This is a genomic window from Novosphingobium resinovorum (assembly GCF_001742225.1).
Taxonomy (GTDB): Bacteria; Pseudomonadota; Alphaproteobacteria; order Sphingomonadales; family Sphingomonadaceae; genus Novosphingobium; species Novosphingobium resinovorum_A.
The window spans coordinates 114112-138555 of record NZ_CP017078.1; the positions used below are offsets into that span (position 1 = coordinate 114112).

Sequence of the window (24444 nt, forward strand, 5' to 3'; positions counted from 1 at the left end):
CTAGAGGAAACGACCCGTCGCATGGAGCGCTATCATGGCGCGTAAGGACGGCAAAAAAGACCGCGAAGACATTCGCGACGACGGTCGGCCCGTCCCTCTCAAACACCATTCCGCGCGCGGTGACACCCCCCGTAACAACGGCAATTTCGTGCGTGGGAGCCAGTTGCTCAACACCCAAGTCATCATGTGGCTGCAGGGCGCAAAAATGCCCTTCCTCATGTGGCTCGGAATGTTTGCCCTCTCCTACTTCACGATCCTCTCGTTCACGCTCGACGAGAACAACTTCCAGCTCATCTGCATGCGCGTGCTGTCGTGGCTTTGGGACTGGTGTGCCCTCGATCCCATGAAGCAGGCTAACCTGCAGCTTCCCGACCATACCGTGCGGCACACATTCATGGGATACGTCCCCTATGTGCCCGAAGTAGCTCTCGCCTGGCACAAGGCGATGCGCGGCATTATCGGCTCGGCTCTTATCGCCTCCTTCGCGACCATCCCGTCATCCATCTGGTACGTTGATTTCTCCCGTCGCCGGGGCGGCTCTATCATGGAAGAACGCCACGAACGCGGTGCGATGCTGGTGGACCGGGATCTGCTCTACAAGGAGATCAGCCAGCACAACCAAACCAAATTCGTCGAAGAAGCCAAAGACCTCTTCCCGGACCTGTCAGCAAAGGGTGTCCTTGCCCTACCATTCGCGGCTCGCAAGGCAGCCGGAATACACCATCCCTACCACATCGCTGGCATCCCCTACCCGCATCGGCTCGAGCAATCCCACACCATGCTGCTGGGCACCACCGGCACCGGCAAAACTACCGTCCTGCGTAAGCACCTGGAACAGATGCGTGAGCGCGAAGACAATGCCGTCGTGTTCGATCTTACCGGCGCTTACGTCGAGGCGTTCTATCACCCCGAGAGAGACACGATCCTCAATCCCATGGACGTGCGCTGCCCGGCCTGGTCGATCTTCAACGATTGCCAAACCTACAGCGAGTTCACGGCCGCAGCCGCCGCGCTGATACCCTCCGATGGCGGCTCGTCGGAACCGTTCTGGGCCCTCGCAGCGCGTACCCTCTTCATCGAAATGTGCATGAAGCTGATCGAGAAGGGACAGACCTCCAATCAGGCCCTCGCGGACAACCTGATGACCGCTGACCTCAAGCAGGTCCACCGTCATCTGCAGAAGACGATTGCGGACCCGCTGACTGCTCCAGAAGCGGCTCGCATGGCGGAATCGATCCGCGCCGTCTTCAACACCAATGCACAGGCGCTGCGCTTCCTTCCCGACGACGGTAAGCCCTACTCCATCAAGCAGTGGATCACCGGCGACAAGGCCCCCGGATCGATCCTCTTCATCACTTGCACCTACACCGACCTCGAGATGAACAAGGCGCTCCTGACCTTGTGGTCGAACCTTGCCATCCACTCGCTCATGACGATGAAAAAGACCCGCTCATTGCGGACATGGTTCATGTTCGACGAGCTGGGCGCCTTGCACCGCCTTCCTGCCATCGAAGACGGCCTTCAGACTGCCCGAAACTTTGGCGGCGCCATGATCCTTGGCCTTCACTCCTTCGACAAGCTGGTGCAGGTCTACGGCGAAGAAAACGCCCGCAATCTGTCCTCGCTCGCGCGTACCAAGCTGATGCTCGCCGCAGCCGATCTCGACACGGCCGAGCAGTGCGCCCGCTATATCGGCAATCGCGAAATTCGCCAGATGGATGAGGGCTATTCTTACGGCTACAATTCCACTCGCGACGCATCGACGCTGACGCCTCGCAAGCAGATCGAACCACTCGTCATTCCCGACGACATCATGAACCTGCCCTCGATGCACGGCTTCGTGAAATTCCCTGACGGTTTCCCTGCTGCGCGCGTCCGTCTGCAGTGGCAGCAATACCCGCAGGTCGCGGAAGGTTTCATTCGGCGTCCACCGAACAAGCCGGACGATCCAGACGGCAAGGTTCGCGGAGGTGGGGGTAAGCCGAAGGGTGGTGATGACGGTGGGCGTGGTGAATATATCGCGCTTAGCGACGAGGAAATGGCGGCGCGAGATGCGCCGATTGCGCTTGCCGCCAACATCCTTTCGCAACCCTCGGAGCAGGATCGCGAAGCACAGGAGGGACGCGATCCCAATGCGCGTGAAGCCCTTGATCGCATGGACCCTGGTGCAAGCCATTCCGCAACCACCAGAGGCGAGGCGGCCAAGGGGGATGCAGTCGACCATAACGGTCTCGACACACCAGAGCGCTCAGGCATTCGTTCCAACAACGCGGTTTCCATTCGCGATGACCAGGAGGTCGCCTCGCGATCATCACACAGGGACGTTGAGGTTGCTCGCGCTTCGAGCAACCCCTTGGAGAAGGATCTTGGCGTGCGCGAAGCGCGCGACGCAGGCGTTGGCACCGATGCATCCCAGAGCCATCACCACGATCATCCCGATCTTGGTGATTCCGGCATCGGGATGGGGGACTGACGATGCACTCCATCGCAGCAGTTCGTTCCGCTGGTGGTGCCGCCAAATACTTTACCAACGACGATTTCGTTGCCGGGGATTACTACACCAACGAGCAGGCAGGAGAGGTAAGTCAATGGGGTGGTGAAGGCCTTGCCGGCAGCGCGATCGCCGATGGCTCCGCTGTTACCCGCGAAGCGTTCGAGAAGGTTCTTTTGGGTGAGACGCCCACTGGCGAACAGATTGAGGCGAAGGAGAACCGTAGACCGGGCTACGACCTGACCTTCTCGGCGCCAAAATCTGTGTCGATCATGGCCTACATTGCCGGTGACAAGCGGCTCGTGGAAGCGTTCGCATTATCCGTCAAGGATACCATGGCCTGGGTCGAACGGAACCTCGCCGAAGGTCGCAAGACGGTCGACGGCAAGACCACCGCCGTTGCGACTGGAAACCTGGTATATGCCATGTTCCAGCACGACACGAGCCGGGCGCTCGATCCCCAGCTCCATTACCATTCGATCGTCGCCAACATGACACGCATGCCAGACGGCAAATGGCAGGCGCTCCACGCCGACAAAATCTGGTCTAACAACACCGTCATCGGCTCGGTCCAGCATTCCTACCTTCGCGGTAGGGTGGAGGAATTGGGCTATAAGGTTCGCCTCGACGGCAAGCACGGAACTTTCGAGATTGTCGATGTGCCCAAGGAGGTGATCGACGCCTTCAGCACCCGCCGCGAAGAGATCCTATTGAAGTCCGAGCAGCTCGGGATCGTGTCCCCCAAGGGCCGCGACAGCGTCACCGTTAATACGCGCGACCCCAAGCTGAACGTCGAAGACCGTGAAAGCATGGTCAAAGGGTGGGTCGATCGAGCAGAAACTTTCGGCTTCGACGGTAAGGACGTCCTTGCCACCGCTTTGCGCGCCTCTCGCGATCAACCGGAAAACCTCGCCGTCCGTGGCTACAAGGCCATGCTCGAGGTGGTGAACACCGCGCGCGAATTTGTCTCCGGCTTTCTGCGGTCCCCTGAACCACTGGTCGATGCCGGCATTGCGCGTCTGGCCCGCTCGCCTGGCGATGCCCGTGCCCAGCTCGCCGTTGCCTCGGCCGTTCGCATTCTCAGCCAGCGTGAGGCCGCTTTTCAGGTCCATCAGGTTTCCAAGACGGCTCTCGATCTTGGCCTCAAGGGCGTCACGATCGATAACGTCGAAGCGCGGATCGATCGGCTGATCAAGAATGGCGATCTCGTTTCAGGTCAGATCCAACACAAGGGCCAGATGGTTGACGCTGTCACTACGTCCGAAGCGTTGAAGATCGAGCAATCGATCCTTGATCACGTCGATGCCGGCAAAGGTAAAGGCACCTCGATCGTTGACGCTGCCAGTGCGACGTCCCGGCTTCAGGAAGCCGCCTCGCCCCGGGAACTGAATCAGGGGCAACTCGTGGCCGCGACCATGATCGTTTCCAGCGAGGATCGCTACGTCGTCGTCCAGGGCGTCGCCGGTGCCGGCAAGTCTACCATGCTGCAGACCGTTGCCGCCGTTGCTCGCGATGAGGGCAAGCAAGTCCTCGGTCTCGCGTTCCAGAACAAGATGGTCGGCGACATGCGCGAGGGCATGGTGCCCAAGCACCTCACGGCCGACGACATGGAAAAGGCCGGGGTTTCGGCTCAGACGATCGCCTCGTTCATCTGGCAGAACGAGAAATTCCTCAGCGACCCGAGCAGTCCGGGGGCGCAGCAGCGGCGGGACGAACTGGCCGGCACGATCGTCGTCGTCGACGAAACTTCCATGGTTTCCAGCGAGGATATGCTCAAGCTGATGCGCATCACCGAAGCTCTCGGCATCGAGAAGGTCGCCTTCGTCGGCGACCGCCAACAGCTATCCTCGATCGACGCGGGCAAATCCTTTGCCATGGTACAGGCCGGCGGGATCACCATGGCGCGCATGGATCAGAACGTGCGTATCAATCCAGACAACAAGCAACTCCTGACCGTAGCGGCGCTTGCCAACACTGGCCGGGCCGGTGCTGCACTGAAAGTGCTGGGCGATAATGTCAGTGAACATTCCGAACCGGCGAAACAGGCGGCCGAGACATGGTTAGCCCTCTCTGCAGAGGAACGGGCTATTACGGCTGTCTTCGTTTCGGGGCGAGAGGGACGTTCCGAGATCAATACCGAAATTCAGGAAGGATTGCGTCAGGAAGGCACTCTGAAGGGAGATGGCCTGGACGTCACTGTCCATGACCGGGTCAGCAAAGAGCGTGAGCAGTTACGCTATGCCCATCACTATACTGTCGGCCAGACCCTGACGGTGACGGGGCAAATCCGAGAAGTCGGGCTAGGGCGCGGGCAGTATCAGGTCAGCCGCATCTTCGACAACGGCAAGATCCAACTCACAGGCCCCAATGGTCGCAACTTGCGCTTCGATCCACAGAAAATCGATCCCAGCATCACCCGTAGCCGTCTCGAACTCTCCAACCTCGAAACGCTCAGAATTTATGAAGGCGATACAATCCGCTGGACCACCAACGACAAGGATCGCGGTCTGGACAATGCCGCACTGGCAAAGATCGTCTCCATCGAGGGGGGAAGCGTCACCGTCGAAACCGCGAATAACGAGCGCCTGACACTGGAGCGCGGTGATCCCATGCTCAGTAGGATCGGCCTCGCCTACGCCCTCAATATGCACATGGCTCAAGGTGTCACGGCCGATAGGGGGATCGGCGTGATGCTCTCCTATGAGCATAACCTCTCGAACCAGCGCCTTTTCAACGTCCTCGTTACTCGTGTCCGCGATGGCCTCACCATGATCGTCGACGATCGCGAGAAGCTGGAATGGCGACTGAACTCCAATCCCGGCGACAAGACCTCCTCTCTGGAAAGCACCGGGCAGCTGGACATCGATGGTGTCGATGCCAAGCAGGAAGCGGCAGACGCTGCACTTACCGCCGCTTTCGATGCGCTTGACGCAGAGAGCGGTGCCGTTGGCATGCCAAACGGCCCTGGCAGCGAAGCCATTGCTGATTTGGGCGACCTGCCCCCAATGCCCGCAGCCGATTCACACGACGGCTGCGCTGGCACTGGCAGCGATGGCAACGAGAACCCGGCCGCAGGGCGCAGTGACGTTGAGACGAGCCAGGACGGCATGTCCGATCCCGGTTCAATGGATCTGGATGACCTGCCCCCGATGGGACAATCGGAAACTGACTATTCCACCTTCGATACAAGTGCCGATCAGATCTACGACCCCGGCGCTGATGAGCCCCCTGCCCCCGCGCAGGACAAGAAAGACGCCGATCCGCTCCGGCAAGCACTGCTGGATCACCTCGAGGGGGATGGGCTCGGCATCGTCGACACCACCATTGATGACCTCACCGGCATTCCGCCGATGCCTGGCCGTGATGACGGCCAAATTCCGGGCCTGCCCGAAAAGAACCTGGGACTCGATCTATGACCAAAATCATCCCCTTTGACCGCTGTGCCTCCCTACCCTCCGCACCCAAGGGGCTGATTGATCATGGATGAAACCAAAATCGGAATGCTCATCCTGCTGGTGGTGGGATTAGGGCTACTGAAGGCTTTGGCTGGCCTCAACACAGCGCCGAAGCCTGTCTCGAAACCCTTCCTGACCAAACGTGAGGCTGCGATGCTGATCGCTTTGGAACGGGCCCTGCCACATTGCCGCATTCACGCCCAGGTGGCGATGGGTGCTTTGCTCAAGGCCCCTACAAACCCATTGCGAAAATCCCGTCACTCCGATCGCAATGCGTTCTCGCAGAAAATCGTTGATTTCGTCGCGCAGGATCGGGTGTCTGGCGCGATCCTCGCGCTGATCGAAGTCGATGATTACAGCCACAATGCGGCTCGCGATCGCGCTCGCGATGCCATGACTAGCCATGCTGGTTATCAAACAGTCCGCATTGGCCGATCTGTGCAACCCCGCTTCGAGGAGGTGCATCAGGCAGTGTCGTCGCTGCTGATGCCTCCCTTTTCAGCCAACAGCAAGGGCGGCCACAATGGGAATCGATGACCGCGACTATATGCGCGACCGCTACCGAAAGCGCAGAGGGCTAGGTGGCACCCGTTGGAATGACAAGAAGGGCCGCAGCGAACATGACGGCCTCTGGTTCTCTGAGAAGAACCAAGGATTTGACTATCAGAAGAATCGTTGGAGGCCGAAATCCAGTGGTGCGCCGAGATGGCGCAGCGCTGTCGCAAGCCTCATACCTATCCTTTGCCTTCTAACTTACGTCATTCCCATGTGGCGCGACATGAAGCGCAGCGCATGGATTCCTGACACTAACGTCGAGATCCCATTTCCTGAAAGCGGCAGCGTCACGGTCAATCGTTCCATAGATCCGCGATCGGCGACCTCGAGCCTGAAGATCGTGACGGACATGGGGAATGCCGTCATCCAACTCTATGATCCTGCGACCGACACCCATGTCATTTCCGTCTACGTTCGTCGTGGCGACGAAGTCACGATCCCTGTCCCGCCGGGCACATACCGAATGCAGGTCATCGAAGGTGACAAGTGGCACGGCCCTGAAAAATACTTTGGCAGCACAACCACGTTCGAGACCGTCAGCCGAAAAATGACATTCAGCGACGAGCATGGAAGCGGGATCGATCTTCACCGCTCGCGCGCCGGCAATCTCCACACGCGAGCCCATCTCTCAGCGCCGCAACCCTTGAAATAGAGAAATATCCGATGGGTCACCTTATTCTTGTAGTCGGGCTTGTCGGCCCAACTACCACACTACCTTATGCTCAAAAATTAGGCAGGGCGGCACTGGCATCAATGAGTCGTCGCAGGTGACAGTCGCACGCCGCCCTATTATGATGAATGGCAAGCAGGTGACCAGCGACGGCCGACCCATGTTGCACTTCCCGCGAGAATGCCTTTACCTGTCCAAGGACACACTTGTTGAGCAGATTTCCATTGTGAATACCGAATGCCCAATCAGCACATCACCATAACCCGCTCTATCGAAATAGCCGCTCGTGGCTCCATGCTGAAGAGCGCTGATGGCACGTGGACCTTTACTGGTCGAGGACACGATAGAACGCTGGTTCGATGGCGATCGGGATGCGTCGACGCTGCACCGCCTCGGCTGAGCGGCTGCAGATATGTTCGCCGAGCTCTCTACAGGGTCAACTTCATCCTATCCGGTCATATAAAGTGCTAAGCTCATCTGGATTGTCATTGGCGATACCTGTCGGTGAAGCCAGTAGCTCGGGCCACTGTTCTGACCAGTGACAGAAAGGAAGAACTGCGCCGCCCTGGCGCCATTTTACGACCTGGCGAAGATCAACATCGGCCATCAGCCACTGGGCCTGATGGGCCCGTCCAATGGCGAAAACGCCATTGTCGGGCGTGATGCAGTCAGGCGGCCCATAAACTGCCGCGGCGCCGTAATTTTCATCGAGCGAGGGGAGCCAGGGCGCGAGACCAACTGTGGGCGCCTGCACCACATAACATTGATTTTCAAGCGCACGCGCCTGCGCGCCGATCCGCACCCGCCAATAACCCTGCATATTGTCGGTTGCTGAGGGCACGAGGATGATCCTTGCTCCCGCTTCTGCCTGACGACGTGCAATCAGAGGAAATTCGGCGTCATAGCAGATGGATATGCCAACCGGGCCAAAGGGCGTGTCCAATGCTTTTATCTGCGTACCCCCTGTTATGCCCCAGATTTCCCGTTCGAAGCGGGTCATCACAATCTTGTCCTGCCAACCGACACTGCCATCGGGACAGAAGAGCCGCGCCCGGACCGTCTCAGCTCGGTGCCTGCATCGAGAAACCCGGCAGGTTGATAGCCATACGCGGGACAGCGAGTCGAAATGCGTCGGGGGGCCGTTGCAAATGCCGTCCCCCCGTTCATCCATGGAGGGATGGCAATCGGAGCAGCCGACAAACCGGAATCGGTCGGGATCGTGGCGACGCCGACATGCGCGAATGGGTCTGAATACCTTGCCTCGGTCGCGACCGGCAACGCGGACGCAGCAAAGCTGTTGGCCATTTCAAAGGCTACCCAGCGTCGGCTCAGATCATGCGTTTTAAACGCGGGAGGAAACGGTGCAGAAGCCTCCGCCTGGACGAGCTCGCCGCCATCCGGGTCTGTCCGGGTCGTCAGCGGGATCCCGCCTTGGCCGTCGGTAGGCGCCGCCTCCGTCGACATCACGATGACTTGGGCCGTTCTCGAGGATTTTTCGGTTGGACGCGCACCGGCTTCCGTCGCGCATGTTCCGCTGATCAGGGCAGCGCTTATTAGCAGTATCGCTCTCATAACGACCTCCGATTGACCAATCACGGAAGTGGAGATCGAACCGTTTCTAGTTGTCAACCGAGCCGAGCTGGGAAAGCATTTATCGACTATGCTTCGATGGGCACCATCATGTGGTTGATTGACCGACACAGCAGCGGGCTCGGTGGCGCCCGTATTCCCTTGCCCCCAACGCTTCAATCCGCGCTGATCCGCTGGTATGTCGGCGAAGGCTCACGCCAGGATGAGGATGCTGGAATCACCTTGGTGCAGCAGGCGCGCATCGGCGGCAAATGGCTTGCCTGCGACTGTCTCGGTGTCGATTGCACTCCGCCTGTTCTTACGCCGGCATTTCTATCGGAGGCTGAGACCTATTATCTGCGTCGCCTCACCAGCGCCAAACGACCGGAGCACGTCGCCATTTGCCCCTTCTTCCGTGACCAAGTCACCAACCGTATCACCCAGACCCGCAATCCGCTGACGCCGGCCGATCCCCCGGTCGGCTATTTTGAGGTGCTCCGCCCTGCGCCGGAGAAGCTGGCACAGCGCCCCGATAACGACGCGAGTGACGACCGCACGCGCAACGCGTCCATACCGCGGCTGGCAAGACTGCTCTGGCGCTTGATGAACAACGCTAGCCTGCACTTGGTGGCGCCATATTCGGAGGATACCGCCGAGCGGACGATCGGCGAGGAATTCAGGGCGCTTACGCGCGCGGCGGCAAAGATCGAGGTGGCGCCAGGCATCGAGCTGGGACGAGTGCTCTGGACACATGGGGATGCCCTGCACAGCAGAAGGGCCCTTGCCGGCATTCGCGAACTCGGCCGTCGATGGCCACGCGGACACGCTCCGCAAGGGTTTCTGGCCCTCTTTGCCAAGGCATTTCAGGGCTCGACGATCTTCCCGGCCGGTTCGGAGCCGATCGACGTTGCGAACCGCGTCCAGTCGCCCTCGGTGCGCGACAATTCGATCCAGGGGCCGTATCTCGTCATTGTTGTAATAGGACAATATCCAGAAGCTCACGGCTATGCGCCCCTGCGTGCCTATGCCCAACCCATCTATTCAGGCGTGCGGTTCATACCGGTCGAGAGCAATTTCGAGCGGGCAGTGCTGCAAGCGCTTCTCCGCTCAAGGCGCGTTCTCGCACGCGAGGGCGTCGATCTGGCTCTTGAGAAGCCGATCTTCGATCGTCTGACCCCGCTTGGGGCCTGTCGGCCGAATTTTCTTGTAGAAGCGCGCTCGCAGGCGACGGGTGAAATCCGACAGCTTGTGATCCAAGCAATGCCTCTTAACACTGGCATCGGATCGACGCCGGCTACGCAGCGGGCACTCGAGCAGATTGCCCCCGCCCTTCCGATCACCTTGAGGGATGTTGAGGATGATCAGGTTGCGCGGCTCATCGCCGAAGCGCTGCACCGACTTAACTAAGACTGCATGGCTCTACGTCCACGACAATGTCGTGGCGAAGGCGCCCACAATTCCAAGCGTTACCGGGGTCGAAAGCAGGTAGAGCTTCTGCCATCGCCACCAGGTACTAGGAATGAAAAGGAGAAGGCCGCGCCCTGTAGTGAGCGTTGCCCACGCCTGCTCGCGGTAAAGTTGGACGAGAATGAGCCCCAGGGACATGATCATCGCGAGCGCGCAGCAGACCCCTGCCGCCGCATAGAGCGCGATCCAGTTGTGAAGTTCCACGGCCGAAAGATGTGCCACGATCCACAAATCTCCACCCGCTTTGCTGGTAACAATCGACGGAAAGGTCTCGTTCCCACCATCTTCCATCGCTCACAATCACCCTTCCCTTCACGAGGGGAAGCGACCGATGATGCAGCATCGCTCCAAATTGGAGACGATTTTCGGCGATCTCGGCCTGTACTCGGCCTACCACGGTCAGGAGCCTGAGGACCGTGCCAAGCCGTCGACCACACACATCGTAAAGGTATCATGCAGGTATCAGTGCTCGTTATCCTATTTCGTGGCCGGGAACGCATCACGATTCACGACGACAGTATCAAGGCATGGTCTGAGCTTGTTCAGTTTGTCGATGCTTCCTGGAGTGACAGTCACGCTACGGCGCAAATCTGCCCGCCCACCGCAGAGGAAGAGCGCATACAACTATTCTTTTCCGAAACGGGCGCCTCCTACATTCTGGGGGAAGCCGATATTTCAGCGCTTGCAGCGCGCGTTCTGCCCATGAAAGACTGAGAGCACTGGCTCGCTTGCACGGTCGATGACGGGCGAGGCCGGTGGCAGTGAAACCGGTCTTTATTGAGGATGTTCGATGTTCGCGTGCCTTATCATTGGCGATAGCATTGGTGTCGGAATGTCACGGGCGATCAGTGACCGATATGCCGGGCAATGTGATAAGCTGGTCGAGGAGCGGGCGACGGCCAGCCAGATATTGTCCTGGCGATCCCCGAACAAGTTCTACGGGACCACCCTGCTCGCTGTCGGGTCCAATGATGAGCCGAGCCGGCTGCTGGCACTCAAACTGACCAAACTTCGCCAAAATATTCCCACCCAACGAGCGATCTGGATCCTGCCATATTCACGGACGCGCGCCTATCTCATAAACTCGATCGCGGTGAGGTTTGGCGATGAAACCCTGGACCTTGCGCGCTTCCAATCAAAAGACCGCATCCACCCTGTCGATTATCGCGAGGTTGCGGCGGTCCTTCTCCCCTAGCGCTGAGTGACCGGCGGCAAGCATTCCGCAGGCGCGGCAATCGTCTCCGATCCATGATGGAATCATCGGAAGTCTAGGTCTTGCCGAATACACCGAGCTGTAATCTCCATTGCTCCAGATGTTGCAGCGCCGGCCGCAATCCATGTGCCAACGGCCCCAGTCCGTAAAGTTGATAGGAATCCGGTGGCGGCGACGTCGTCCTCGAGACCAGACATGCCGCTTCCAGTTCCCTCAGGCGGACGGTAAGCACGTTGGCGCTGATCCTCGGTATCTCTCGGCGAAGGCGCGTGAAGCGAAGATCGTCTTTGCTCAGTGCTACCAGGATGTGCAGCACCCAACGTGCGCTCAGGGTTTGAAATATCGCGTCGGCTGCAGCGGGGTCTATCGATCGATGAACTTGGCTCTGTGACTCGATACCCATCCAATTGCTCTCTTAACAATCAAGGACGCGGCGGGACTGCGCCAGCTCTTTCGCGGAAGCCGATCCTGGTGCGGCAGGGCGGCTGGTTATCGGCTACGGAAAAAGTGCTGAGACGCGAGTGCGAGCCGCGAGAACCTTAGTTCCAACCGGGGGTTACGGGCGCCTCGGCATGTGTTCATCCGGCTGAAGGGGGACTGTTTCGGGGCGCGGGCGCACCTCTCGACGGCTGGCGCAACCCGGGTTTTGATGAACAACGTCGCATCGAAAGGCATAATAGATTTCCCTCCGTGCGTTCCGCCGAAACAAGCGTGGACCGCATCCCAAATCAACGTGCCGAGATGCGATGGCCATCGGCGTAAGTTTCATCGCTCGAATGTAATACGCACCCCGACGCCCAACCCCTCAGCCTCGGCGCGGCCAATCGTGCTTTTGGCTAAAGCCTGTTCCGCCCCCGATCGAGCCGCGCCTTGCCTCTCCATGGGCGTGCATGAACGGAAGTACGCGCTGTCCGAGACGTTAGCCGGGGAACGAAGGCTGGCACTCGCGCCATATAGTCGCGATACTCACACCCGAATTTTGCGAGCGCCGCCTTCTCCTCATGCCGGGCTAGCCGGATGTACATCACGACCAGCACGGGGAACATGGCGAGCGTCAGTAACGTCGGCCATTGCAGCAACAAACCGAGCATCACGAGGATGAACCCGATATATTGCGGATGGCGGACCCTGGCATAGATTCCCGTCGTCGCGAGCTTGTGAACTCGCTGGGCTGCGTGAAGCGGTGCCCATCCGGCCGAGATCAGCCAGAAGCCCGCGCCGATCAGCACGAAGCTGGCAAGATGGAACGGGCCAAAATGCGGGTTGACCCTCCAGCCGAACATCATCTCCAAGAGGTGGCCGGCATCGTGGCTCCACCAAGCGACGCCGGGGAAATGCGACTGGAGCCACCCCGACAGCAGGAAGATGGTGAGCGGGAAGCCATACATTTCGGCGAAGAGCGCGACGATGAACGCACTGAACGCGCCGAAGCTGCGCCAGTCGCGCCGCGTTGCCGGCTTGAAGAAGCTGAACGCAAAGAGGATGAAAACGGCGGCGTTGACCAGCGCGAGCCCCCACAGACCATAGCCATAGTCGGCGTGCGTCATCGCGACTCTCCTTCGATGCGGCCGTTGGGATTGGCCGGCAAGCCGAGAGGTGCCTGACCGGGCTCAGGGCCATGCTGATGCCCACCATGGCCGTGGTGCATGAACAGGGTAACCGCTGCTTCGAGCCCACGTGGGATGTGGAGAGGCTTCAGTGTACGGTCAGGGTTCTTGCAAAGGCACACTGGTCATGGATGAAGGAGATGATCTGGGGGATCATCCGCCAGGTATCTGCAAGAGCCTGATTTGCGAGGGGATCCTGGAGTTGGTCGATCCATGATGTGCCGTCGATGATCGTGCTTTGGCCAAGGATAGCTGCAAGCGGCAAGCCGAACTCTCGGTCAGACACGAAGGGCTTCCATGCGTCCATGTCCAGATGCATTGCAGTGAAGAAGCCATTGGCGAAGTCTTCCAGCAGGACCTCGCCGTCCTCGGTCCGCATATAGATCGGCGCATAGACCTCAGGGCACTCGGCAAGCTCGATGCAGATCTGGTTGTAGCGCTTGAGGATCGTTCGGCGTGCGGGCGCCGATCGGGCGCTTTGGACGTGTTCGCGCAGGATGCTCTTGAGCCATATGTCCGGATTGATGATGGACGGGCCGGCAGCCAACGCCGCGAGGAAGCCATCGATCGAGGAGACACCGGCGACCGGCGGATCAAGCGTATCGAGCCAGATTTCGAGCTGCTCTAATGAGAGCGTTCTGCCGGATGCGGTTTGACGTTTGAAGCTCATGCTGCCAGCGCTTCTAGCCGATCAGTCGCAGGGCGCCAGTTCCATGCCAACAGGCTGTGCAGATCGTTGATCATTACCTCTTCATTCACGATCCGTTCAAGCACATCGTTGAGCCAGGTGTAGGGATCGAGGCCATTGAGGCGAGCAGTCTGGAGAAGCGAGGCAAGCACCGCCCAGGTCCGGGCTCCTTCCTCGCTCCCCGCAAAAAGGCTCGACTTTCTGCCCTGGGCAACATTTCTCATCCCACGCTCGACGGTGTTGGTATCGACCTCGACACGCCCGTCTTCCAGGAATAGCGTCAGGCCCTTCCAGTGGTTGAGGGTGTAGCGCATCGCCTTTGCCAGATCGGATTTGGGTGAGAGCCTGGGCAGCATGTCGTCGATCTGCGTTTTGATCGTAGCCATCACCTTACAGGTTTCCGCCTGGCGGGCCGCTAACCGATCTGCGGCATTGCTGGCGCGCACCCGGGCCTCGATCGCGTAGACCTCGCCGATCAGGCCGATGATCGCGGCGGCCACCGGCGACGGGGATTTACGGTAGGCGTCCACGAACTTGCGACGGGCATGGGCAAGACAAAAGACCAGCACGATCCCTTCCGCCCCCTTGCGGACCAGCGCCTTGTAGGCGCCATAGCCGTCGACCTGGAGGATGCCCCGATAGCCGGCTAGCTGCTGGCGCGCTTCGGCATGCCCGCGGCCGCGCGCGTGAATGTATGCCACCGCCGGTCGCGCCGGGCCTGACCAGGGACCATCATCGCAGGCATGTGCCCAGAACTGCGTGATCCGGGTTCGTTTTCTTCCTTTCTCAAGGACCGGCATTCGCGTCCCGTCACAGAAAATCCGCGATTGCGCGTGGATGTACGCGAGTTGCAATTCATACAGAGATCTCAGCCACCATGCGATCTTGCGCATCCAGCGGCTTGGTAGGGCGCGATCGAGGATGGCGCCCTGTCCGGCCAGCATCTGAAGCTGCCGGTTGAGAGGGATTGACCATGCAAATCGCGCTGTGGCCATCCAGGCCAGCGTCGAGGTGGTAACCATCGAGCCCGGGATCGCACGCCGGGGCGCTGGTGCCTGAATAACCCCCTCACGGCAATTGCGGCAGGCATAGCGAGGGCGAACGGTACGAATGACGCGTACGATGGCCGGAACCCAGTCGAGGGCCTCACTGGCATCCTCTCCGATTTTGTGGAGTTTGCCTGCGCAGCAAGGGCAATCCAATGTCTGCGGATCGATCACCTGCTCTACCCGCTCAAGATGGGCGGGCAGCGCCATTATGCCGCGCTTCGCGCGCGGGCGCTTGATCACAGGCTTGTCTTCTGGCGCTTCATCGTCATTGGCCGCGACCGTCGGCGTGCTCACAAGATCGCCCAGATCCAGTTGCCCCTGATCTCCCAGAATGACGCTGGCGCGTTCCGATCGATTGCCGAATGCTTGTTGGGCCATGCCTTTGAGGAGCGAGCGCAGTTGAGCGTTTTCAGCCCGGAGTTCCCGCACAAGGGCGGCCATCTGTTCGAGATCTTCGGGAAGGTCATCGGCTCGCGAGGGCATGGCGGATTATACCACACCACCCTTGTGCCGCCACTCAAAACCGCAGATTTCAGCCAAAAACCTTAGGGCGCCTTTCCTCCTGGAACGGCAGCCTGCGCCAGTCCAGGCCCGATAGAAGTGCCACACATTGCGCCCCCGTCAGGGCAAGCGTCCCTCCTTGCAATGGGGGCCAGTGGAACCTCCCACGGTCGAGCCATTTTGTCGCCATAACCGCGCCGGATCCATCATGACGGACCAACTTGACCTTGTCAGCCGCCTTGTTGCGGAAGACAAACACATCACCGGCACAGGCATCATGGCCCAGAACATGTGTCACCAGTCCCATCAGCCGGTTGATCCCGGCCCTGAAGTCGATGGGCTGCGTCGCCACATAGATCCGCACGCTTCCATCGATCGGGATCATTCCCGGATCGCCGCCAGAACGGTGCGCAAGTGCTCCGCCTCGACGGCGCCGCAAATACGAACTGTCACATCGCGCACCACCAATTCCATGCTGGGCGGCGATGCCGGGACGGCCGGCATTTGCGCGTGCTCCTCGCCAACCACCGTCACTGGCACAAGCCGTAGTTCTTCAACGGTCCCCGCCGCTCGCGCCTGCCGGCGCCAATAATGCAGCAGGCCAAGGCCGACGCCGTTATCCCGCGAAACCTGCGCTACCGTTTTTCCGGAAGTGAAGCTTTCCGCAAGAATACGATCGCGCTCATCATCCGGCCATCGCTCGTGCCGACGCCGGACTGGCTCCAAACTAACAGTCAAACGCGAACTTGCACTGTGCGACGCACACGTCAAACCAACGTTTGGCACCGCATCAATTTCGTCAACCACTGCTCGAGCTCCTCAACGTCTCGCGCAGATCTACCCCTCAAAAACCAACCAGAATACGTGGGGTCGGGGCAGCGGTTACTGAACAGGTGCATGAGCGGGCAGGCGAGCAGGATGAGATAGGGCAGCACGCCCAGGAAGTGCGCGGTATGCTCGGTGAGGAGGAAGAAGCTGGCGACGAGCAGGAAGCCGATCAGAACGATCTTGCCGCGCTTGCGCATGCGATGGTCATGTTCGCCCATATCCCGTCCTCTTCTGGTCAACGTCCAGCCAGCATAGGCTCGAGTCCAAGGAGCAAGATATAAGTAGAGACCGAAGTCCGAAGGGCATCGCGCAAGCATGGGTAAGGTGATCGATCGGATCGGCCACCGGCGTTCGCGCGACGCAGCTGTCGGGGAGCAGCGGTCGTGCTGCGGCTTTTGCGTATAGGCGTGCGGCGTCTGCGAACCAATGCTGCGCTCACGAACTAATCGTGAGAGGCAGGCCCGCGTCCATGCACAAGAGAAAGAAACGGCACCATTCCCGCAACCAGTCCGGAGTGACCGTCCTCGAGCGTGAAGCAAGGATCGATCTGGCCAAGCGCCCGGCCGATGGTCTCGGCGTTGCCTTTCTCGGCGCATCGGGAACGGTCACAGGGTCGCGTTATCTGGTGGACGATGGTGAAACTCAGATCGTGGTCGATTCCGGCCTGTTTCAGGGACCCAGGGATCTGCGCCGCCTTAATTGGGCATCGATCCCACCCGAAGTCGCGGATGTCGGCCAGGTGCTGCTGACCCACGCCCATCTCGATCACTCGGGCGCACTACCGCGCATGGCGCGCCTGGGCTGGGACGGGACCGTCCTTGCCACGCGGGCGACCGCGGCCCTGTGCGAGCTCCTTCTTCCCGACAGCGGCCATCTGCAGGAAAAGGATGCGGAGTTCGCCAACCAGCACGGCTTCTCCAGGCACCAGCCGGCGCTGCCCCTCTACACCCAGGCCGACGCGCGTCTGGCATTGCAGCTCTTCCGCCCGATCGAGTTCGGAGCGTGGCATGCAGTCACGGACGGCATCAGGGTGCGCTACCATCGCGCCGGCCACATCCTCGGCGCGGCGTCGATCGAGATCGACTGGAAGGGGCGGACAATCCTCTTCTCAGGCGACATCGGCCGTTACGGCGATGCGGTGATGAAGGATCCCGAGCCGCCCGCGCGCGCCGACTATGTCCTGGTGGAATCGACCTATGGCGATCGGCGCCACGAGCAGGTCGATCCGACAAAGACGCTTGGAGATCATGTCGAACGATGCGTCGAGAGAGGCGGGACGGTGGTGATTCCGGCCTTCGCCGTGGGACGGGTTCAGTCGCTTCTCTATCATTTCTCGCGTCTGCGCGCGCAGGGACGCCTCCGCGACATCCCGATCTTCCTCGACAGCCCGATGGCGATCAACGCGAGCGGGCTGATGTGCGATTTCATGGACGAGCATCGCCTGGCCCGCGCCGAGTGCGAAGCGGCGTGCAGCGTCGCGCACTATGTGCGCGAAGTGGAGGAATCCAAGGAACTCACCGCCAACCCCGCTCCCAAGGTCATCATCTCGGCCAGTGGAATGGCAACGGGCGGCCGCGTGCTCCACCATCTCAAGCGCTTCGCGCCGGATGGGAAGAACCTCATCCTCTTCTCAGGCTTCCAGGCGGCGGGCACCCGCGGCGCCGCCATGATCGGGGGCGCCCGGACGATCAAGATCCACGGCGAGTATATCCCGGTCGAAGCCGATGTCGCCAACCTGACGATGCTTTCGGCGCATGCCGACAGCGACGAGCTCATGCGCTGGCTCGGGTCGCTGCAAGAGCCCCCGCGCCATGTCTATGTCACGCATGGCGAGCCGACCGGCGCCCAGGTCCTGGCGAAGCGAGTCTCGGAGGATCTGGGCTGGGCATGCAGCGTACCGGCGCTGGGTAGCTGGGGCATGCTCGCGTGAAGCCCGGGATCATCGAGGACGCCGAAGTAGAGCCTGTCGCGACGACGCTGCGGGCACACCGCCTCGGCCTGTCCGCTGCCGGAGGTGATCTGATCGCGGTCATGCGCCAAGACTGTCCCGTCTGCCGCTCGGAAGGTCTCGCGTCGCGCGCGCAGGTCGCGCTGCACGCCGGCGGGCGGGAAATCGTCGTCTCGCTGCTGCACAGTTCCGCGGAGGCTCCAGCGCCCGGCGAGATCGGCCTGTCCGAATCCGCATGGCGGCGGCTCGGCGTCAGCGAGGGCGATCCGGTCGAGATCGCGCACGCCCAGCCTCTCGCCTCGCTCGCCGAAGTGCGTCGGCGCATCTATGGCAATCGTCTCAGTGAAGGGGCTTTTTCAGCGATCATGACCGACATCGCCGAGCGACGCTATAGCGATGTCCATCTCTCGGCGTTCATCACGGCATGCTCAGCGGTCCCGCTCGATACGGACGAAACGATCAGCCTGACCAGGGCGATGGTCGATGTCGGCGAGCGATTGCAGTGGTCCGGAGCGGTCATCGTCGACAAGCATAGCGTCGGTGGATTGCCGGGCAATCGCACCACGCCGATCATCGTCTCGATCATGGCCGCGGAGGGCCTGATCATGCCCAAGACATCGTCGCGGGCGATCACCTCGCCGGCCGGCACGGCGGACACGATGGAGGTGCTTGCACCTGTCGACCTCGACGTTTCCGCCATCCGCAAGGTGGTCGAGCGCGAAGGCGGCTGCATCGCCTGGGGCGGCGCCGTCAATCTCAGCCCGGCCGACGATGTGATCATCGGCGTTGAACGAGTGCTCGATATCGATGCCGTAGGGCAGATGGTCGCCTCGGTGCTGTCCAAGAAAATCGCGGCCGGTGCGACCCATCTGGTCATCGATATCCCGGTCGGGCCGACCGCCAAGGTACGCGGAACCGATGCCGCCGATACGCTCGAGCGCGCGCTGAGCTCGGTCGCCCAAGCCTTCGGGCTTCGCACGCGCGTGATGCGCGGCCCCGGCGCGGAGCCGATCGGACGGGGCATCGGCCCGGCGCTTGAGGCGCAGGATATCCTTGCCGTCCTCCAGGGGCAGCCGGGCGCCGAGGATCTCGCCCACCGGGCCTGCGAGCTGGCGGGAGGACTGCTTGAGCTCGCTGACGCGGCCCCGGCCGGCGAAGGCTATGCGCGTGCGCGGGCGTGTCTCGAAAGCGGCGGGGCCTGGGCCAAGTTCCAACGTATCTGCGAAGCGCAGGGCGGCATGCGGGCTCCACCGGTCGCCCGGTTTCAGCAGGATATGATCGCTCCCTATAGCGGCCGCCTGGTGAGTATCGACAATCGCAAGCTCGCGACGGTCGCGAAGCTCGCCGGCGCGCCGGTGGCCAAGGCCGCTGGCGTCGCACTGCAGTGTCGGCTGAACCAGATGGTGGATGCCGGGGCTCCCTTGTGTAGCATTCATGCCGAGAGCCCGGGCGAGCTCGACTATGCGGCGGCCTATGCCGTGAGCGACGGGCCGATCTTCGGGATTGAAGCGCTATGAACCGTCCCGTCCTGTTCGCGCTGCCTGGCAGCGAGGCCCTGGCACAGCCGCTATCCGCCGCGCTCGATGCAGAGGTCGGCACGATCGAGCATCGTCAGTTTCCTGACGGGGAAACCTATCTCAGGGTCGGAAACGACGTCAGCGACCGCGAGGTCATCCTGCTGTCCAGTCTCGATCATCCGGACGCCAAGCTGTTGCCGCTGCTGTTCGCAGCCGACACCGCGCGCGATCTTGGCGCTCGCAGGATCGGGCTCGTCGCCCCTTACCTCGCTTACATGCGCCAGGACATACGCTTCCATGCCGGCGAGGCGGTGACGTCGCGAACCTTTGCTGCGATCCTGTCTCGCCATCTCGACTGGCTGGTGACGGTCGATCCGCATCTCCATCGCTACCATGAATTGTCGGAAATCTACCGCATCCCAACCCAGGTTGTTCATGCCGCGCCGTTTTTGGCCTCGTGGATCAAGCGCAATGTCGCTCGCCCGCTGATCATCGGTCCGGACCTGGAAAGCGAACAGTGGGTCTCGCAGGTGGCGGCCGATGCCGATGCTCCGTTTCTCGTGTGCGAGAAAATCCGATCCGGCGACCGTCACGTCACCATCTCGATTCCGAATGCCCCAGCGTTTCTCGATCGCCAGCCGGTGCTGGTCGACGATATCGCCTCATCCGGTCGGACCCTCACCGAGGCGGCGCGCCAACTGGTCGGCATGGGGTTCGCGCGACCGGATTGCGTGGTCGTGCATCCGCTTTTTGCCGGCGATGCAGCGCAGGTTCTGGGTGGGCTTGTCGAAAGGATCGTCAGCACGAACGCGGTTGCACATGCGTCGAATGATATAGACGTCATGCCAGCGATCGCGGAGGCCGTTCGCCACCGGATTGAATGGCGTGCTGCGCGTCAGTTCTAAGACGGAAATGAACGCCCGGCAAACGCTGTGCGCGTCCTCATCCATTGACCCTAAACGAGTCCGAACCAATCTCCTGAGATCTCCCTTTCGGAGAAAATCGCGGCAGGGAAGGAGGATATGTCGTGTCGCACACACGCTCGTTCATCGATCCCCTCGACGTTGCTGGGCACCTGAAGCTTGAGCCCGAAGTAAAGCGCGCCACCCTGCTATCCTGGGCGTCCGATCGCGCAGCCGTCAAGGGCCAACCCGCCCCCCTCGCCCGCCGGGCGCCAGTAACCCGCTGCCGGTCGACGATGTGATGGAAGCGTAGCGATGGCTCGATCGCGCCGAGGGCGGCGCGGGCAACTCGCATGCATCGTCCGGAGCAGAGACCCGGCAATGAGCCGCAGCGACCGCGGCATTGGTGTGAGCGGAGTAGCCGAACCCTCACAGTTTCGCTGTCCTTCGCCGTTTTGCCTCGCCAAATTTTTACTCTTGACCTGGGACCATAGTCCAACGTGCAGAGAAGTATCCCTTGAAGCGCTGCCCTCGCGGCACTGCGTATTGATCGATCTCGGGGGCTATGGGGAACAAGCGCGTCGTGCATATCGTCGATGACGAAGAGACAATACGAAAAGCACTAAGTTTCACGTTGCGGACCGCAGGGTTTGCCGTAGAAGCCTACGCTTCGGGGCCGGAGTTTCTGTTGAGCGCAGAGGACGCCGAGAAAGGCTGCGTGGTTCTCGACATGCACATGCCCGACATGGACGGCCTGCAGGTTCAGGCGGAGCTGACGCGACGCGGTATCGACATGCCCGTCGTGGTGCTGACGGGCAATGGCGATCCTACGCTCGCCGTACAGGCGATGAAGGCGGGCGCTGCCGACTTTCTCGCCAAACCGGTCGAGAAGGCCGCATTGCTCGGCGCGATCGACCGCGGCTTCAGCTGGCTTGAGAGTATAGCCCGTCGTGCCTCCGAACAGGCCGACGCTCTTTCGAAAGCCGCGAGACTGACGCAGCGCGAACGGGCCGTTCTGAGAGGAATTTCGCGAGGCTATCCAAATAGCCTTATCGCAGATGAACTCGGCGTCACGTCGCGCACGGTCGAGCTGCATCGGGCCAGTCTGATGATCAAACTCAACGCGCAAAGCCTGCCCGACCTGTTGCGGATCGCTTTCGCCGTCGACCTGCACGAATCGACCGAAAACGGGCACCCCTAAAATTCTCGGCCGTGCGATGCCGGATGCTATGCGGATCGGGCCGCGGCCAGTTCGGCGATGATCGGACAATCCGGCCGCTCGTCGCCTTGGCAGCGCTCGGCCAGGTCGATTAGCGTGTCGCGCAGCGCCGTCAACGCCTCGGCTTTGCGCTGAAACTCATCGGCGCGGGCAAGGGCAAGCCGCTTCACCTCCGCGCTGGCACGGCCGGTATTGGCCCAAAGGCTGAGCAACGTGCGGATCTCCTCGATCGGGAAGCCGAGATCGCGGGCATTGGCGATAAACCGGAGGCGATGGAGGTCGCGCTCGCCATAGTCACGATAGCCAGCACCCCGACGCGCCGGCGCCGGGATGAGGCCGATCTTTTCATAATGGCGGATCATCCGCTCAGAGACGCCGCTCTGCCGTGACGTCTCGCCGATGTTCACAGTGCTTTCCGGTTGAGGCGCAGCGCGTTGGTGACCACGCTCACCGAAGAGAGCGCCATCGCCGCCGCCGCGATAATGGGCGAGAGCAGAATACCGAACAGCGGATAGAGCGCACCCGCCGCTACGGGCACGCCCGCGACATTGTAGATGAAGGCGAAGACGAGATTCTGGCGGATGTTCGACATGGTCGCTTGGCTGAGCCGCCGCGCCCGGACGATGCCAGTCAGGTCGCCCTTGAGCAGCGTGACGCCAGCGCTCTCGATCGCGACGTCGGTGCCGGAACCCATGGCGATGCCGACGTCGGCGGCGGCCAACGCGGGGGCGTCGTTGACACCGTCGCCGGCCATGGCGACGACCCGCCCCTCGCGCTTGAACCTGGCGACCACGGCGCTCTTCTGATCGGGCAGCACCTCGGCTTCGACCTCGTCGATGCCCAGGCGTCGGGCGACCGCTTCCGCGGTCGTGCGGTTGTCGCCGGTCAGCATGACCACGCGAATGCCCTCCGCCTTGAGCGCGGCGAGCGCTTCTGGTGTCGTGGCCTTCACCGGATCGGCGATCGCGAAGGCGCCGCCGACTGTGCCGTCGACCCCGATGAAGATCGCGGTGGCGCCATCCCGGCGCAGCGCGTCGGCCTGGCTGGCGAGCGCATCGGTCGCAACCCCTTCGTCGGCAAGGAACTGCGCATTGCCGAGGACGATGCGCCGCCCTTCGACCGTGCCGAGCGCGCCGCGCCCGGTCGGCGAGTCGAAGTCGATGACGTCGCTCGTGACGATGCCGCGATCCTTCGCGGCCTCGACGATTGCCAACGCGAGCGGATGCTCGGACGCCCGCTCGACCGAGGCGGCAAGACACAGCAGCTCGGCTTCGTCGAAGCCGGGCGCCGGCACGACCTGGGTGACGGCAGGCCGGCCTTCGGTCAGCGTGCCTGTCTTGTCGACGACGAGAGTGTCGACCTTCTCCATATGCTCGAGTGCTTCGGCATTTTTGATGAGAACACCGAGCCCGGCGCCGCGGCCGACCCCGACCATGATCGACATCGGCGTTGCCAGCCCCAGTGCGCAGGGACAGGCGATGATCAGCACGGCGACCGCCGCCACCAGCCCATAGGCGAAGCGCGGCTCGGGACCCCAGATGCCCCAGGCGATGAACGCGACGGCCGCGACCGCGATGACCACGGGCACAAACCAGCCCGACACCTGATCGGCCATGCGCTGGATCGGCGCGCGCGAGCGCTGCGCCTCAGCGACCATCTGGACGATGCGTGCGAGCATGGTATCGCGGCCGACCTTGTCGGCGACGATCACCAGCGCACCGGTCTGGTTGAGCGTGCCGCCGATCACTGTGTCGGCCTTTGCCTTGGTGACGGGCATGGATTCGCCGGTGACCATCGACTCGTCGAGCGAGGAGCGGCCGTCCTCGACTACGCCGTCGACCGGCACCTTCTCGCCCGGCCGCACCCGCAGGCGGTCGCCCACCGCAACCAGATCAAGGCTGATTTCCTCTTCGTTCCCATCAGAACCGATCCGGCGCGCGGTCTTTGGTGCAAGGTTGAGCAGCGCCTTGATCGCGCCCGAGGTGCGTTCCCGCGCGCGCAGTTCGAGCATCTGGCCGAGCAGCACGAGGACGGTGATCACCGCGGCCGCCTCGAAATAGACGGCAACCATGCCGTCCTCGCCGCGGAAGGCCGGCGGGAACAGCTGAGGCGCGAGCGTCGCGATGACGCTGTAGATCCAGGCGACCCCGGTCCCCATCGCGATCAGGGTGAACATGTTGAGGTTGCGGGTCTTGAGCGAGGCCCAGCCACGCTCGAAGAACGGCCAGCCCGCCCAGAGCACGACAGGCGTCGCCAGCACGAACTGGATCCATACCGAGGTCGACATCGGCACGAGGCGATGGATCGCGGGAAAGACATGCGCGCCCATCTCGAGGATCAGCACCGGGAGAGCCAGCACGAGGCCGACCCAGAAGCGCCGCGTGAAATCGACTAGCTCGTGGCTGGGGCCGCTGTCGGCGGTCACGGTCGCGGGTTCGAGCGCCATGCCGCAGATCGGACAGGACCCGGGATGGTCCTGGCGGATCTCGGGATGCATCGGGCAGGTCCAGATCGTGCCTTCGGGCGCCGCGACCGGCGGCGTCGGCGGGCCGAGATAGCGCTCGGGATCGGCGATGAATTTGGTCCGGCAGCCCGCGCTGCAGAAATGATAGCTTTCACCGCTATGCTCGGCGTGATGCGCCGTGGTCGCCGGGTCGACGGTCATGCCGCAGACCGGGTCCTTGACGCCGGTCGCCGCTTTAGCGGTGCCGTGGCCGCCGCAGCAACCGCCGCCATGCGCCGCTCCATGTGTCTCGTTCATCGCC

22 protein-coding genes are annotated in these 24444 nt (G+C 61.7%); 11 read left to right on the top strand and 11 right to left on the bottom strand.

What is annotated here, in order from left to right:
- Positions 1-34 precede the first annotated feature (34 nt).
- From BES08_RS30015 to BES08_RS30030, 4 genes are all read left to right on the top strand, one after another.
- Positions 35-2473: a type IV secretion system DNA-binding domain-containing protein gene (locus BES08_RS30015; protein WP_036528677.1), complete on the top strand. Its 2439-nt coding sequence runs from the start codon at positions 35-37 to the stop codon at positions 2471-2473.
- Between the two features lie 2 nt (positions 2474-2475).
- On the top strand, positions 2476-5907 hold the full coding sequence (gene mobF / locus BES08_RS30020) for a MobF family relaxase (protein WP_069710293.1): 3432 nt from the start codon (positions 2476-2478) through the stop codon (positions 5905-5907).
- Between the two features lie 63 nt (positions 5908-5970).
- Positions 5971-6483: a DUF2726 domain-containing protein gene (locus BES08_RS30025; protein WP_069710294.1), complete on the top strand. Its 513-nt coding sequence runs from the start codon at positions 5971-5973 to the stop codon at positions 6481-6483.
- Positions 6470-7153 (top strand): hypothetical protein, encoded by a 684-nt coding sequence (locus BES08_RS30030; RefSeq protein ID WP_069710295.1) that lies wholly within the window; start codon positions 6470-6472, stop codon positions 7151-7153. Before BES08_RS30025 ends, BES08_RS30030 begins: the two co-directional genes overlap by 14 nt.
- 460 nt (positions 7154-7613) lie before the next feature.
- On the opposite strand, the gene BES08_RS32445 is transcribed toward BES08_RS30030, so the two are convergent.
- Positions 7614-8342: a nitrilase-related carbon-nitrogen hydrolase gene (locus BES08_RS32445; RefSeq protein ID WP_081799055.1), complete on the bottom strand. Its 729-nt coding sequence runs from the start codon at positions 8340-8342 to the stop codon at positions 7614-7616.
- A 509-nt stretch (positions 8343-8851) separates the two neighbouring features.
- Between BES08_RS32445 and BES08_RS30035 the strand changes: the two genes are divergently transcribed.
- Positions 8852-10147, top strand: coding sequence for a DUF8535 domain-containing protein (locus BES08_RS30035; protein WP_036526792.1), 1296 nt, complete (start codon positions 8852-8854; stop codon positions 10145-10147).
- Positions 10148-10159: 12 nt separating this feature from the next.
- On the opposite strand, the gene BES08_RS30040 is transcribed toward BES08_RS30035, so the two are convergent.
- Positions 10160-10498, bottom strand: coding sequence for a hypothetical protein (locus BES08_RS30040; protein ID WP_338043888.1), 339 nt, complete (start codon positions 10496-10498; stop codon positions 10160-10162).
- A gap of 162 nt (positions 10499-10660) precedes the next feature.
- On the opposite strand from BES08_RS30040, the gene BES08_RS30045 reads away from it, so the two are divergent.
- A complete protein-coding gene (locus BES08_RS30045) occupies positions 10661-10921 on the top strand; it encodes a hypothetical protein (RefSeq protein WP_051586913.1) in 261 nt (86 codons plus the stop codon).
- 76 nt (positions 10922-10997) lie between these two features.
- Positions 10998-11402, top strand: a complete 405-nt coding sequence (locus BES08_RS30050; protein ID WP_036526729.1) for a hypothetical protein — start codon at positions 10998-11000, stop codon at positions 11400-11402.
- Between the two features lie 73 nt (positions 11403-11475).
- Here the strand turns inward: BES08_RS30050 and BES08_RS32450 are convergent, their stop codons facing one another.
- From BES08_RS32450 to BES08_RS34400, 7 genes are all read right to left on the bottom strand, one after another.
- Entirely contained in the window at positions 11476-11823 is a 348-nt protein-coding gene (locus BES08_RS32450; protein ID WP_081799056.1) for a winged helix-turn-helix transcriptional regulator, read from the bottom strand.
- A 433-nt stretch (positions 11824-12256) separates the two neighbouring features.
- Positions 12257-12967, bottom strand: a complete 711-nt coding sequence (locus BES08_RS30055; RefSeq protein ID WP_051586914.1) for a methyltransferase family protein — start codon at positions 12965-12967, stop codon at positions 12257-12259.
- A 148-nt stretch (positions 12968-13115) separates the two neighbouring features.
- Complete coding sequence (locus BES08_RS30060) at positions 13116-13697, bottom strand: UPF0149 family protein (RefSeq protein WP_036531284.1); 582 nt, start codon at positions 13695-13697, stop codon at positions 13116-13118.
- Positions 13694-15247: an IS66 family transposase gene (gene tnpC, locus BES08_RS30065; RefSeq protein WP_069710296.1), complete on the bottom strand. Its 1554-nt coding sequence runs from the start codon at positions 15245-15247 to the stop codon at positions 13694-13696. The genes BES08_RS30060 and tnpC overlap by 4 nt, the downstream gene beginning before the upstream one ends.
- Before the next feature lie 49 nt (positions 15248-15296).
- Positions 15297-15650, bottom strand: a complete 354-nt coding sequence (tnpB, locus tag BES08_RS30070; RefSeq protein ID WP_036531136.1) for an IS66 family insertion sequence element accessory protein TnpB — start codon at positions 15648-15650, stop codon at positions 15297-15299.
- The gene (locus BES08_RS30075; protein ID WP_081799271.1) at positions 15647-16072 is read right to left on the bottom strand and encodes a transposase; all 426 of its coding nucleotides are present in this window, start codon (positions 16070-16072) and stop codon (positions 15647-15649) included. The genes tnpB and BES08_RS30075 overlap by 4 nt, the downstream gene beginning before the upstream one ends.
- Entirely contained in the window at positions 16033-16311 is a 279-nt protein-coding gene (locus BES08_RS34400) for a DUF2933 domain-containing protein (RefSeq protein WP_069710297.1), read from the bottom strand. Before BES08_RS34400 ends, BES08_RS30075 begins: the two co-directional genes overlap by 40 nt.
- A gap of 251 nt (positions 16312-16562) precedes the next feature.
- Here BES08_RS34400 and BES08_RS30085 point away from each other — a divergent pair, with 251 nt between their 5' ends.
- The 4 genes from BES08_RS30085 (at position 16563) to BES08_RS30100 (ending at position 21661) form a co-directional block, all read left to right on the top strand.
- A complete protein-coding gene (locus BES08_RS30085; RefSeq protein WP_197524565.1) occupies positions 16563-18023 on the top strand; it encodes an MBL fold metallo-hydrolase RNA specificity domain-containing protein in 1461 nt (486 codons plus the stop codon).
- Positions 18020-19558 carry a thymidine phosphorylase family protein gene (locus BES08_RS30090; RefSeq protein ID WP_004212749.1) on the top strand — a complete coding sequence of 513 codons (1539 nt, stop codon included), beginning with the start codon at positions 18020-18022 and terminating at the stop codon, positions 19556-19558. Before BES08_RS30085 ends, BES08_RS30090 begins: the two co-directional genes overlap by 4 nt.
- Positions 19555-20463: a ribose-phosphate pyrophosphokinase gene (locus BES08_RS30095; RefSeq protein WP_004212748.1), complete on the top strand. Its 909-nt coding sequence runs from the start codon at positions 19555-19557 to the stop codon at positions 20461-20463. Before BES08_RS30090 ends, BES08_RS30095 begins: the two co-directional genes overlap by 4 nt.
- A 562-nt stretch (positions 20464-21025) precedes the next feature.
- On the top strand, positions 21026-21661 hold the full coding sequence (locus tag BES08_RS30100) for a response regulator transcription factor (RefSeq protein WP_007683376.1): 636 nt from the start codon (positions 21026-21028) through the stop codon (positions 21659-21661).
- A 26-nt stretch (positions 21662-21687) separates the two neighbouring features.
- Here BES08_RS30100 and cueR read toward each other — a convergent pair whose 3' ends face one another.
- Both cueR and BES08_RS30110 read right to left on the bottom strand, forming a co-directional pair.
- Complete coding sequence (cueR, locus tag BES08_RS30105; protein WP_004212744.1) at positions 21688-22086, bottom strand: Cu(I)-responsive transcriptional regulator; 399 nt, start codon at positions 22084-22086, stop codon at positions 21688-21690.
- A complete protein-coding gene (locus BES08_RS30110; RefSeq protein WP_030089527.1) occupies positions 22083-24440 on the bottom strand; it encodes a heavy metal translocating P-type ATPase in 2358 nt (785 codons plus the stop codon). The genes cueR and BES08_RS30110 overlap by 4 nt, the downstream gene beginning before the upstream one ends.
- Positions 24441-24444: the final 4 nt, after the last annotated feature.